A 12,370-nucleotide genomic window follows, 5' to 3' on the forward strand; every position below is an offset into this window, starting at 1 on the left:
TTGTCATGGGACTTCCCTTACCAGATCTACTGTTTATGACCTGGCGCTCCCTGACCAATCAGTGGCTGCGCTCTGGTCTGACGACATTTGGCGTGTTTATGGGGGTAGGTGCGGTCAGTGCCACCCTCAACATTCAAACCATTACCCGTGAACAAATTGATCTTAAACTAGCCCAGCGTGATCGACCATTTGTTAGTCCCTGGGTCTATGCCAGGAATGGCCCCCAACCTGAGTTGGATGAAGCCTTTCAAAAGGCGCTTACCAACTCAATTACTGAAATTCGCTCCGTTAGCTCTATTAGCAACGTTTACAACATTAACAATGTTCAATACGAAGCCAATGAAGCCGAAGTGGATGCCCGCAGTGTGTCCCTTAACTATTTAGATACCACAGGGCGACAGATGTTGCAGGGACGGTTTTTTGATCCAGGAGATGTGGAACAGTATCGCCCTGTGGCCATCATCGACGAACAGTTGGCAGTGGGCCTATTTCAGGAGAAATCACCTTTAAATAAGGCTGTTTATGCCAATGGTAATCGCTTTATCGTGATTGGTGTGATGGAGTCCAAATCTAACTCTGAATGGGGCACAGGGGGGGAGTTGTGGATGACTGAGACCTTTGCAACTGTTTTGTCTGGGGGATATCGTTGGGATTCATTGCAAATTAGCTCCCACTCCTTGACTCAAATTGGCGACCTTAGCGAAGCGGTCGAAGCTTTTTTGCAACAGAGTTTTCCCCAGGCCGAGGTTCATGTTTGGAGTAATGCGGATGATTTGTTAGAAGACTTAGAAGTGCAAAAAATTGCCTCAGCTGCCCTCACTGCAGTGGGTCTAATTGCCCTGGTCATTGGCGGCGTGGGCATTGCCAATATTACAGTTGCTGCCGTGCTAGAGCGGACCAAAGAAATTGGTATTCGTCGAGCCATTGGTGCATCTAAGTTAGAGGTGATGAGTCAGTTCATTTTAGAGGCGGTGATATTAAGCCTGCTGGGGGGGGCGGTAGCTGTTGCCACGGTCCACGGTCTGACCCAAGCGGCCACAACGATTGTCATAGAGGCTCCCTATCGATTCTCATCTCGTAATGCTGCCTTATCCATGGGGGCAGCGGTGGTCGTTGGTGTGGGCGCTAGCTTTATCCCGGCTTTGCGCGCTACCCAAGTTGATATTGTTAAAGCCCTGCGGAGTGACTGATGCGATTTCAAAATCAGCTACATATCTTTTTAATGGCCAGTGCTTTGGCAACATCAATGCTTCAGCCAGCAGTTGCGCAACCGGTTACGCAACTGCCTGAGCTACCGCCCACACCAAATTCCCAGTCTGAACGGGAATCTGACTCATCTCCGAGTATTGAGCCGAGTACTGAGTCTCCCTCGGCCCCATTATTAGCCCCCTCTGAGACGCAGAATAACCCTGCCCAGACTTTGGCATTAACCCAGTCAGACGTTGTTACGCTGTTACTGCAAAACAATCGTGAACTGAGAAATGCTGCCTTAGAGCGGATTGCCCAACAACAAGATCTACGAGAAGCGGAGAGTATCTTTACCCCAGATTTAACTCCAACCTTAAGCCTGGGCCTGAGCGATCGTACGGCTGATACAACCGAAATTACCCGTGAAGCTCGTCTGGGGGGAGAGCTGCTGACCCCCTTGGGAACGACGCTGGAGGTAACGGTTGATTTGATTGAGGATCAAGAGGTGGATTTATCGGTGACTCAGCCGCTGTTGCGGGGGGCTGGGCGAGCGGTTAACACATCCTCTGTAAAAATTGCCCGTTTACAAGAAACTAGTAATCAGCTTAATCTGCAACAGCGACTAATTACGGATATTACTGGCGGCATCAACACTTACCATGCGTTAATTCGCGCCCAAGCCAGTCTACAGATTCAACAGCTATCTTTTGAGACTCAGCAACAACAGCGCCGTTCAATCGAGGCATTGGTAGAAGCAGGACGGAGAGCCCGATTTGAGTTAGTGGAAATTGATGCCAACCTGGCAGCTACTGAAACTAATGTTTTAGAAGCTGAAAATGCGCTACAACAGGCGAAATCGGATCTCTTAAATCTGCTAGATTTGGACGACTCGCTGGAAATTACAATTCCAGAAGAAGCTTTGGCCACATTGAGCACGGTTGCTGAAGACTCTGAGGTTCCGTCCTTAGAGGAGCTGGTGGAGATTGCTTACGGGAATCGACCAGACTATCGCCAGGCTCAGCTAGATTTAGAAATTGCTGAGATCAATGGTGTGGTAGCTACTGACAATCGCCGCTGGAATTTAGATTTACGCGCCAATGCCAGCACAAGAGAATTTTCGGAAGCATCAACAGAGTTAGTATTGACGCGACTGTTGGAAGATGAATCAACGGAAACCGCTTTGCTGCGTAACCGGGTATCGCAACAACAGTTACAAAATGATCTGGATCGACTTGAGTCTGATATTCAACTTGATGTTGCAGACCAGCTACGAGATGTAGAATCTGCCCGCAATCGCATTGAGGTAACACGTCTAGCTCGGGAGCTGGCTGAGCAGCGTTTAGAAAATGCCCGTGCCCGAGCACGCCGGGGTCGCACTCGGGACATTTTTGAAGTATTGGAGCTGCAAAATGATCTGGTCGAGGCGCAAAACAGTGAGGTCACTGCTGCCATTGACTTTGCAGATGCGATCGCATCCCTCAATCAATCCCTTGGCACCACCCTTGATGTCTGGTCTGTGCAAGTTGAGGAGAGTAAGTTGCTAATGGTGCCAGAGAGCTTAGAGTCTGATGAAGATGAATAGAGAGATGTCTAGGTTGCGATCGCGTCTAAACTGAGCTGCTTAGAACAGCATACGCAAACCCATAACAGTCACAGCACTCAGAATCATCAGGATTGCCAACACCATATCCTGACTGCGTTGCTGCTCAGAAGCATCCATCTTGGCAGAATACACAGCGACTTTAACGTGGTCTTGATGATAATTACGCATCTTGATTTTCCTTGAGTCGTTAGGAACTGGTTGCCCTAATTGCATGGCGGGCAATACCGATTATTAGAAACCCTGAAATGAGCCAATGATATGGAAAGCCCTAAAGGTGCATCAGACTAATATTTCAGGAAATGTTTCTAAATATTAGTATTGCATAAACAAATGTAAACAAATGTAATAAAGGCTGTCCTTTGACCCATCCTCGGCCTTGAAACAAAAGCAATGGACTGGATGCTTAAAACTATTAAGAGAATGTTACGTTTTGATTTTCAATAATTTGCAGTAGTAGATTCTCTGGTTGGCCCATAGGCCATGCGACCCATAGCCAGTAATCACACTCTACGATTTTGCCCCGTGGTTTGGCTTAGTGCCACCACCCTTATTAGAGGAGGAGTGAGCGTCCGCTGGTCGGATGTCGGTTGCTTTAAGCCCAAGAGCCTTCGTCAAAGTCCGGATGGTGCAGTAAAGGTAACTACCTGCCAAGATGCAGCTTATGGTGCTAGTCATGCTTCGTTAATGGCACATCAATGGAGTTTCCCTATGGAATTTCTCAGTACATCTTAGGCAAGCCTTTTGGGCGGCTGGCTATGTGCTGACGTTAAGACTTATAGCTCTGGAATAACTCAGATAAGAAAAATAAATGCAATAGTTTGTAACGTTATTGTTACATTGCGTTACTATTGTTTACAAGGGTTGCAAAGCGTTACTGCTAATCAGCATTGTCCAATCTCTTCGGGTAATGCTTTTCAGACCCTTCTCACACACTTAGTTTCGAGGAGCCCATCATGTTTGCACCTATCGTAATTCTGCTTCGTAATCAGTTTGGCAAGCGTGAATTTAATCAAATGCGCGGAAAGGTCATTGCCCTACATTCGAAAGTGATTACAACGGTTTGTAATTGGTTCGGTATTGATCGCACAGAGCGTCAGAATCTGATTCGTGTAGCACGCGACAATGGTAAGAGACTTGGATTTTTGGCGTAAGAACTTGAATTTCATGGCATTCAGCCTGTTTCCTGACTAGTGGCTGACTGCATATATTATCTTTCCTCTCTCCAGAGATACAATACAGTCTGGCCTCTATCGTTTATGGTAGAGGCTTTTCATCGTTAGAGAGTTTAACCGTTCGGTACACCATAGCTAACAGCCCCTGACATTGATGCCAGGGGCTGTTTATGTCCTAAGAAGGTGACTTCTGAGCAGTCTTTTTGAGAAAAGTATGCTGTTCTAGAAAAAAGATGCTAAGACTTTCTATTAGATTGTTTGCGAATGATGATGATGTCACCATCCTGATATTCAAAATCTTTTGAACCCTTTTTCTTAGAGGATTTGCCAGCGCCAGCACCTTGAGCCATGAGGAACAGTAATACGAATGGCAATGAAATGAAGAGAATCGGGGACATTACGTTATCTCCTAAAAAACATTGGCAGACATGAGACAGTAATCTGAAGCATCAGGGTAATGGCACCCTGAGCAGGCGCATATCATGGGTTCAATTACTCTAGAGAAAAAATGAAGGTGTTGATTTTCACTCCCTGTGATACCTGATGTAGTACGCAGTCAAAAGTGATGATTACTTAGCAGACAGTTGTTTGATTGGCCTAGATATTTAATCAAAAATACGGAAAATTTATGACTGAGTCCGTATTGCTTACAAAAGCATTGTATGTTTTCGCACCTATCCTTGCGTTACCCTTATGGGTACTTTTCCGTTAAAGATACGTAACATTTACCTTTTGGTTTGTGTGTTCTCTATCCATAACCGTGACTTGTTTGATGCAGGCTGACCATATTCGACGGAATCAAACCATCTTTCATTCTCTTCATATGATGCCAACAACAGTACCCCCACTCCGCTGTTTCCTTCTCAAGGGACAACAGAGTGGGGGTAAGAGAGAGCTATAAGCGCTAGGCTACGTTTCCTCAGGATTCCACTGAAGACATTTGTGCTCCTGTGGGGTCAAAGTTGCTAGGAAATTGTGTGGTTCCTGCTATATAGTCTGCATCTTTGAGATTAGCCTTGTCTAATCTGGCTTCCCTAAGATCGGTGCCTATCAGCATAGCACCGCGTAAGTCGGCATTGTGCAAATCGACCTTGCTGAGGGTGGCATAGCTAAGGTCAACACCGCGCAGATTGGCTTGACTGAGGTCAACGTTGCTCAAGTCGCTGTAGCTAAGATCCGAACCCTTGAGGTCCACTTGGCTAAGATTCACATTAGCCAGAGATAGACCTGAGAACGCTCTTTGGCCGCGACTGTAGTTTTGAAGTAAGGCAGTAGCTTGAGACATAATGCACACCTATTTAGCTGCAAAGACTGGAGTATGAGGGCTCTGAAGTGTTAGCTGAGCATCGGGCTGCTGGCAAGCGGCCATTGTTTTGACATGCTCCATTTCATCGTCACGGATGGCGACGAACACATCGTAAAGATTTTTAATTTGGGGACGGCGCTCTGTAGGGGGATGAGAAGTTTGGAACTCATCGAACATGTAGAGATCCCCATCACGATAGTAGCTGATGGCTACTTGAGGAGCGGGTTCTTGCTTGAGAGTAGCTTCATTCGACTGTAGGAACTTGTCATAGCTAGCATAGGCATGCTCTTCGACTAATTCCATGAAGTGATAAGCCGCACGCGGATTAATGGCGTAGATGGCAACAATAATCCAGTAATAGAGCAGGGCTACATGGCGAGCCAGAAAACGATCAACCCATTGTTGGCTGCCACCCAGCTCTTCCATGATGAGCAGGTGATGCAGCTCATTCCAAGATTCAGCAAAGTGGACTTTTAGCCAGTCGACTTTCCGCCACCAGCCTAAGGTTTCATAAAGATGCAGGACAGATAGGTAGGAAAAATAGGGAACACGGGCAACGGTTTCTAAAACGTAAAAGCGTGGGTAGGGTCGATTTTTGTAGACTGTGTTGATAACAAAAACAAGAATGCCTACTAGAGCTTTAATCATGAGGTGTTCTCCAAGAGGTTAGAGAAAGAACTTTGTTGTTGGTACCTGATTGGTTGAGGTGAGGTGCATCAGTTGCCGTGAATTAGGCAGGCTGCAAACTTACTTCTGTCTCAAATAATCTAGCGATTTCTAGGGTTAATGGTGGTGTTTCTTGATATCTAGTAATAGACAACATATGTGTTGTTAAACATGTTGTTAAACGTGTTATGAGGTTGTTAAACATGTTGTTAAGTTGTTAAACATGTTGTTAAAATACTGAAGTAGTTTGCAATCTAATTGCCTTGTTTTTGAAGGGGGAGAGAATTTGTCTGTTGAATGTTGCTGGTGTGATGCCTGCTGACAGGTGTTTTATGCAGTCCGAATTGTTGGGATGGATGCTGCTTCCCTAAAAACCCTCCTGGGGTTGCTTGGTATGAGTCCTCTCCATCAGATGGGTGTACAGCCGGGGAGCCGTTTGAGTCAATCAGTGCTACTTGACTACTGAAGCTACATACGCTATATCCCTTTCGCCAACATCTTGAATGTGATGCTTGCCGTAGACTTCGTTACGGATAATTTACATTTTCCAACCAAAATGAATTCTGCGTGCCATTACATCGAAAAATATTGAGAAACATAGACGGTTTTGGCCTGGCTGCGTCTGCAACCTATAGCCTTCAAAGAACCGCATATAGAAACGCTAGTTAAGACGACCTATGGCACAATCCCCTAACTCACAGCCTGCTATCGAATCAATTTTGCACGAGCAGCGACTGTTTGAGCCGCCCGCTGAGTTTGCGGCAGCGGCAACTGTTTCTGGCGCTGATCAGTATCAAGCTCTCTACGATAAGGCGGCGGCTGATCCTGCTGCATTCTGGGCTGAACTCGCTGAGCAGGAACTGAATTGGTTCCAGAAATGGGATACCGTTCTTGACTGGCAGCCCCCCTTTGCCAAGTGGTTTGTCGGTGGCAAAATCAATATTTCCTATAACTGTCTAGATCGACATCTCGATACCCATCGCCGGGATAAGCCAGCCATTGTATGGGAAGGGGAACCTGGCGATTCTCGTACCCTCACCTATGCTGAGCTCCACGTTGAAGTGTGCCAAATGGCTAATGTGCTCAAAGGCATGGGTGTAGCCAAGGGGGACCGGGTGGGCATTTATATACCAATGATTCCTGAGGCAGCTGTGGCCATGCTAGCCTGTGCCCGTATTGGTGCTGCTCACACCGTTGTCTTTGGTGGCTTTAGTTCTGAAGCCCTACGGGATCGTCTCAATGATGCTGAGGCCAAGGTCGTCATTACTGCTGACGGTGGTTTCCGCAAAGATAAGGCAATGCCGCTGAAGCCTGCTGTAGACGCAGCTTTAGCAGAGAACGCTGTGCCCACCGTAACCAACGTGCTGGTGGTGCAGCGCACAAAGCAGGCTGTGGATTGGACTGACGGCCGCGATGTGTGGTGGCACGATGTGAAGCCCGGTGCTGCCACTGAGTGTGTTGCCGAGCCGATGGACAGTGAGGATCTGTTGTTTATTCTCTACACCAGCGGTACCACGGGTAAGCCTAAGGGGGTGGTGCACACGACGGGGGGCTACAACCTTTACACCCACATGACCTTTAAGTGGGCCTTTGACATCAAGGAGGATGATGTCTACTGGTGTACGGCTGATGTGGGCTGGATTACAGGCCATAGCTACATTGTGTACGGTCCTCTGTCCAACGGTGCCACCAGTGTGATGTATGAAGGTGCACCCCGTGCGTCTAATCCAGGTTGTTTCTGGGATGTGGTGCAGAAGTATAAAGTGACTATTTTCTACACAGCTCCCACGGCTATTCGTGCCTTTCTTAAGATGGGGGACCAACACCCCAATGCTCGTGACCTATCTTCTCTACGGATTCTTGGGACTGTGGGTGAGCCCATCAACCCAGAAGCGTGGATGTGGTACCACAGGGTCATTGGCGGTGAGAAGTGCCCAATTATTGATACCTGGTGGCAGACTGAGACCGGTGGCTTTATGATTACGCCGTTGCCTGGCGCGATCGCAACCAAGCCCGGTTCAGCCACCAAGCCGTTCCCCGGTATTTTGGCCGATATTGTTGATGCCGAAGGCAACCCTGTTGGTGCCAACGCAGGGGGATACTTAGTGGTCAAGCATCCCTGGCCTAGCATGATGCGTACGGTTTACGGAGATGATGCCCGCTTCCGCCGCACCTACTGGGAGCACATTCCCCCCAAGGATGGTAAGTATGTCTATTTTGCTGGTGACGGTGCCCGTAAGGATGAAGATGGTTATTTCTGGATCATGGGTCGTACCGATGATGTACTCAATGTGTCGGGACACCGCCTGGGCACCATGGAAATTGAGTCGGCGCTAGTCTCTCACCCCGCTGTGGCAGAAGCCGCTGTGGTGGGTCGCAGGGATGAGATCAAAGGTGAAGATGTCTTTGCCTTTGTGATTTTGGAAGGCACACACAGTGCCAGTGATGAGTTGAAGGCTGAGCTGAAGCAGCATGTGGTGAAGGAGATCGGTGCGATCGCAAGACCCGGCGAAATTCGATTTGCAGACGGGTTACCCAAGACCCGCTCCGGTAAAATCATCCGTCGCTTCCTGCGTAACCTGGCCAGTGGCGAAGATCTAGTCGGTGATGCCACCACCATGGAAGACCAAGGCGTCCTAGAGAAGCTGCGGACTGGAGCATAAACCAAGCGCTGAATGGGTGTTTTTCATCCTTCACTATAGATAAACAAGATAAACAGGCAGTGGATCTAGGCTGAATGTCGCTCCGCTGCCTGTTTACTATGACTCTAAAGCTGTGCATCTGAAGCCGTGCATCTAAAGCCGTGAGGCCATGCCAATTATTTACTCTCGTTCCATCAGTCGCGGATCAAAATCGCTGCTATCCATCGCTTCTGCGGGTCCGCCAATGTCTTCTATGGCCTGGGTCCAAGCCTCTAATCGGGCTGCTTGACTCAGGGCGATGTGATAAGGCAAGGGACGAAAGGACTTCAACCTGTCGGCTGTTCTCTGTACCTTGGGGCGTTGATCCAGCACTGGGCGAGCAGGCTGTGGTTTGGGACGATCCATAAATGCTGACGTACGTAAGAATGATTCCATTCTAAAGGGGCTTTTCTGTGGTGTAGTGTGGTTAACCACCTTAAAAACCGTACTTTAGGCGATGTCAGCCGTTTAATTGTAGCGATGACTGTAATTAAAATTGAGTAAAACATCTTCGTAATCTAGTTCCAAAAATCGGTCTAAAGGCATGTAAAGCCAGCGTAACGAAGAATCTGGATCTCCTTTAGTCATGCGGAAACCGAGGGTGAGGGCAAAGTCTTCTGACAGGGGGTGAATGGCAATGGTGTAAATGTCACTCAGATTGGGAAAATCATCGCGAATTTTGCGTAAGGTGATTTGAGAGTCTTTAATAAATTCACAGGCCGTCTCATAGGTCCACACATCTATCTCAATTTGCCAGCTACGCACAAACACTGTGTAGCAATCAGGATCGCCTTTGGTTGCCACTGTGATGGGATCGTCTTCTCTCATATCCAGCCGACTCAGGTGTAAGCTGCGACTAGGAGAGAGATCAAACTTCTCTTCTGAATCGGGATGGGCCGGTAAGAATGCGGCGAACCCTACCGGTTCTTTGGTAGACATCCGTCGTAAGACCCGCAGGCCATCAGGATATTGCCGAGACCATTGGCGTATGCCTTTCTTGATATTGTGCAACATTGATTCAGGTCTTTCAGGATCATAGCTATAGACCTGTTCTAGAATATTGGCAACAAGGGTGGCATCATTGCGAGGATCAAAAGCATCCGGATAGAATGTGTCATCTGCTTTCTCCTCCGGTAGCTCAAAACTTTGAGGAATATTTAAGCTCAGTCGTGTAGCAACACCGTCGGATTCGCCCCGTCTCAGAAGATTTTTAGAAGCGAGCTTGTCTAACATTTGTCCAGCAGCTCGCGGTGTTCCCTGGTTTTGGGTATAAAACAAATCTGCTGCATCACTGTGGGAGCAGTAAAAACTACTAATCTGACGGTTGAGGGTGCTTATGGGCGCATAGTCCATGCCCCGTTGTTGCAGATAGCCGTAGCCCCACAGCCGCACAAAATAGGTTGCTTGCCTCAAGGTTATTTTTAAACCTGGCTGATGCACGATGTGTTCGATGTATTGGGTTTGTATATCAAGGGGGAACCAATCCTCAACATTGTTTGGTTTTAGCTCCTGATCCATGGTGATGCCGCTCCTATAAGCCATGAATGTCCTACGGGGCATGGGATGTTGTAACCTTGCTTCACCCCTGCTTCACCCTGCTTGATGCTAGCTCATGCTCCTCTGGGGTGCCACCCTATTCTTGATCAAAAAACATGTCCTTAACCATGACTTCTGCAGGGTTAAGGCGGCGGCATCTCCCTCGTAGGCGCTGTTCCGCCACATTGCGTAGGTTAGGAGTGTGATCAGGCGAAGCAAGAAAATCTGATTTCTGCCCCAAGGAATTCTAGGTTTGACGACGGCTGATCACGTCCCCCAACTTTTAAGCAGACCTATGCTATATACCGTGACCGACCTCCCCTTACCCCTGGGTGAGGTATCTGAGCCCATGGCCCATGGCCCAATTGAAAAAACTCTTAGCTCTGATAAGCTTGACCTGATTTTTGAACTGCTGCTAGGCCAGGTTTTCCCGTTTCGCGGTTTTATTCTGTTTGATGCAACTGGCAAGCTACTGCGGAGCACAACAAAGGCAGATGAATTTTGTGTCCTGCTGCATAAAAGTTTACCGGGCCAAGCGTTTGGTATGCCTCAGCTTTCAACATTGCCCGACCAGGTGCTGGCGCTCCGTGACTTTCTGATGGAGAGCTGTGTAGATTTTCCAGACCATACGCTGCAGTTGTATGACACTGTATGTCTGCCGGGGGGCATTCGTCTCCATCTCAATGCGGAATGGATTGATCTGGCAGATCAGCCAACGAAATGCATTTTGGTGACCATTGATGATCTGACCAAGATTGCCCATGATCGAGCGGTGTGTGATGCCTATCGCCATGGTTTGACCAGCCGTGAAGCTGAGGTCTGGGAGCTTTATCTGCAAGGGCTTTCCTACCGTCGAATCTGCAAGGAATTGATGATTACCCTGAACACGGTTAAAAAGCACATGAAGAGCATTTTCTGCAAATGCAGCATTGAATGTCGCTGTCGACACCTGGTATAGCGGTGTGCCTAATTTTACACGTAGCTGGAAAGTTACATAATGGCTGGAGATACTTAGAAACCGTCATTATGTAATTTACGAAAACATATATATTCCACGTGCTAAGTGATATAAAACACACTGTCAAGCAGCCATGATCACTCAGATTAGTCTGTAAGTGTTTAAGCTAAAGGTGTTTCCTTAACTTAGAACAAGTGCAGCACATGTTTAGCTGCCAGAGAACAACACACTCATGCGCTCCACTTTTCCAGTGATTAAACCTGCCAATAGCCATCCCCCGGACGTTGTGGAAATTTTGTCTTCAATGTGCCACGTGGCTCAACCTGAGGCTCCTCAGCCCATTGCTCGATGGATTTTGGAAGAAGGTCAGCTATTGGGCGTGCTTGTGGCATCGTTTCCTTCTCCATGGGTACGGGATACGTCGGCTTGTGGTGGATCGGCTTAGTGGTTTTGCTTTGTGGATGATTAAGGTGCCGTCTGGTTGTTGGGGGCTGCTTTGGTTATTGGTTATTAGATAGTGGTGGTGTTGTCACACTGTAGTTTTCTATGTGGCAGCGACGACTTCATGCAACTGTTGGGCATCTAAATTTTGATGCAAAATCTGACCATCTCGAAACCAAATTATTCGACGGGTGTTACGGGCTACTTCTACTTCATGGGTAACCATGACTACGGTCATGCCGCTGGCATTGAGTTGCTCAAAAATGAGCAAAATTTCTTCAGTGGTTTGAGTATCCAGGGCACCGGTTGGTTCATCGGCTAATAGTAGGACTGGCTGATTGACAATGGCGCGTGCGATCGCAACCCGTTGCTGTTGTCCCCCCGATAACTGCCGTGGTTGATTTTGTAATCGGTCACCCAGACCCACTTTAACCAGGGCTTCTTCTGCTCGCCGTTGTCGTTCACCATAGGCAACTCCGCCATAGACCATGGGCAGCATGACGTTATCTAGCGCTGTTAATTGGGGTAGCAAATGAAACTGTTGAAAGACAAACCCAATTTTGCGATTGCGGATATGGGCGAGTTCGTCGTCACTCAGCTGATCGACTTCTACTTTGTCCAGATGGTATTGGCCAGTGGTGGGGCGATCCAGGCAGCCGATGATATTCATCAGCGTGGATTTACCGGAGCCAGATGCTCCCATGATTGAGCAGTAATCGCCTGGGTCGATGGCAAAGCTGACACCTGCTAGGGCATGAACCTGGACATCTCCCATGTTGTAGGTTTTGGTAATATTTGAAACTTGAATGAGAGCCATGA

Annotated in this window: 13 protein-coding genes; 6 read left to right on the top strand and 7 right to left on the bottom strand. The window is 47.9% G+C overall.

Translation table 11 applies throughout. The features are described 5' to 3' along the window. Window positions 1-5: 5 nt before the first annotated feature. The gene (locus SPB21_RS24900; RefSeq protein ID WP_499057183.1) at window positions 6-1,190 is read left to right on the top strand and encodes an ABC transporter permease; all 1,185 of its coding nucleotides are present in this window, start codon (window positions 6-8) and stop codon (window positions 1,188-1,190) included. Further along, window positions 1,190-2,770, top strand: coding sequence for a TolC family protein (locus SPB21_RS24905; RefSeq protein WP_499867948.1), 1,581 nt, complete (start codon window positions 1,190-1,192; stop codon window positions 2,768-2,770). Before SPB21_RS24900 ends, SPB21_RS24905 begins: the two co-directional genes overlap by 1 nt. 39 nt (window positions 2,771-2,809) lie before the next feature. Here SPB21_RS24905 and SPB21_RS24910 read toward each other — a convergent pair whose 3' ends face one another. After that, window positions 2,810-2,959, bottom strand: a complete 150-nt coding sequence (locus SPB21_RS24910) for a hypothetical protein (protein WP_163661351.1) — start codon at window positions 2,957-2,959, stop codon at window positions 2,810-2,812. 785 nt (window positions 2,960-3,744) lie between these two features. On the opposite strand from SPB21_RS24910, the gene pgr5 reads away from it, so the two are divergent. Next, on the top strand, window positions 3,745-3,942 hold the full coding sequence (gene pgr5 / locus SPB21_RS24915; RefSeq protein ID WP_163661349.1) for a cyclic electron transport protein PGR5: 198 nt from the start codon (window positions 3,745-3,747) through the stop codon (window positions 3,940-3,942). Between the two features lie 257 nt (window positions 3,943-4,199). Here the strand turns inward: pgr5 and SPB21_RS24920 are convergent, their stop codons facing one another. The 3 genes from SPB21_RS24920 to SPB21_RS24930 form a co-directional block, all read right to left on the bottom strand. Continuing rightward, window positions 4,200-4,361: a hypothetical protein gene (locus SPB21_RS24920; protein ID WP_499867949.1), complete on the bottom strand. Its 162-nt coding sequence runs from the start codon at window positions 4,359-4,361 to the stop codon at window positions 4,200-4,202. A 521-nt stretch (window positions 4,362-4,882) separates the two neighbouring features. Further along, entirely contained in the window at window positions 4,883-5,248 is a 366-nt protein-coding gene (locus tag SPB21_RS24925) for an Alr5209 family pentapeptide repeat protein (RefSeq protein WP_490795796.1), read from the bottom strand. Between the two features lie 9 nt (window positions 5,249-5,257). After that, a complete protein-coding gene (locus tag SPB21_RS24930; RefSeq protein WP_163703136.1) occupies window positions 5,258-5,917 on the bottom strand; it encodes an alternative oxidase in 660 nt (219 codons plus the stop codon). Window positions 5,918-6,612: 695 nt separating this feature from the next. Between SPB21_RS24930 and acs the strand changes: the two genes are divergently transcribed. Further along, window positions 6,613-8,598: an acetate--CoA ligase gene (gene acs, locus SPB21_RS24935; protein ID WP_499867950.1), complete on the top strand. Its 1,986-nt coding sequence runs from the start codon at window positions 6,613-6,615 to the stop codon at window positions 8,596-8,598. 159 nt (window positions 8,599-8,757) lie between these two features. On the opposite strand, the gene SPB21_RS24940 is transcribed toward acs, so the two are convergent. Both SPB21_RS24940 and SPB21_RS24945 read right to left on the bottom strand, forming a co-directional pair. Then, window positions 8,758-8,982, bottom strand: a complete 225-nt coding sequence (locus SPB21_RS24940; protein WP_163661341.1) for a hypothetical protein — start codon at window positions 8,980-8,982, stop codon at window positions 8,758-8,760. 102 nt (window positions 8,983-9,084) lie between these two features. After that, window positions 9,085-10,134 carry a hypothetical protein gene (locus SPB21_RS24945; RefSeq protein WP_163703134.1) on the bottom strand — a complete coding sequence of 350 codons (1,050 nt, stop codon included), beginning with the start codon at window positions 10,132-10,134 and terminating at the stop codon, window positions 9,085-9,087. Window positions 10,135-10,447: 313 nt separating this feature from the next. Here SPB21_RS24945 and SPB21_RS24950 point away from each other — a divergent pair, with 313 nt between their 5' ends. Beyond that, on the top strand, window positions 10,448-11,110 hold the full coding sequence (locus tag SPB21_RS24950) for a helix-turn-helix transcriptional regulator (RefSeq protein WP_499867951.1): 663 nt from the start codon (window positions 10,448-10,450) through the stop codon (window positions 11,108-11,110). 232 nt (window positions 11,111-11,342) lie between these two features. Continuing rightward, window positions 11,343-11,555: a hypothetical protein gene (locus SPB21_RS24955; protein ID WP_163661335.1), complete on the top strand. Its 213-nt coding sequence runs from the start codon at window positions 11,343-11,345 to the stop codon at window positions 11,553-11,555. Window positions 11,556-11,654: 99 nt separating this feature from the next. Here SPB21_RS24955 and SPB21_RS24960 read toward each other — a convergent pair whose 3' ends face one another. Further along, window positions 11,655-12,368: an ABC transporter ATP-binding protein gene (locus tag SPB21_RS24960; protein WP_499867952.1), complete on the bottom strand. Its 714-nt coding sequence runs from the start codon at window positions 12,366-12,368 to the stop codon at window positions 11,655-11,657. Between the last annotated feature and the right edge of the window lie 2 nt (window positions 12,369-12,370).

The sequence above is a fragment of the Leptothoe sp. ISB3NOV94-8A genome (genome assembly GCF_043421595.1).
In the GTDB taxonomy this organism is placed as follows: domain Bacteria; phylum Cyanobacteriota; class Cyanobacteriia; order Phormidesmidales; family Phormidesmidaceae; genus Leptothoe; species Leptothoe turfae.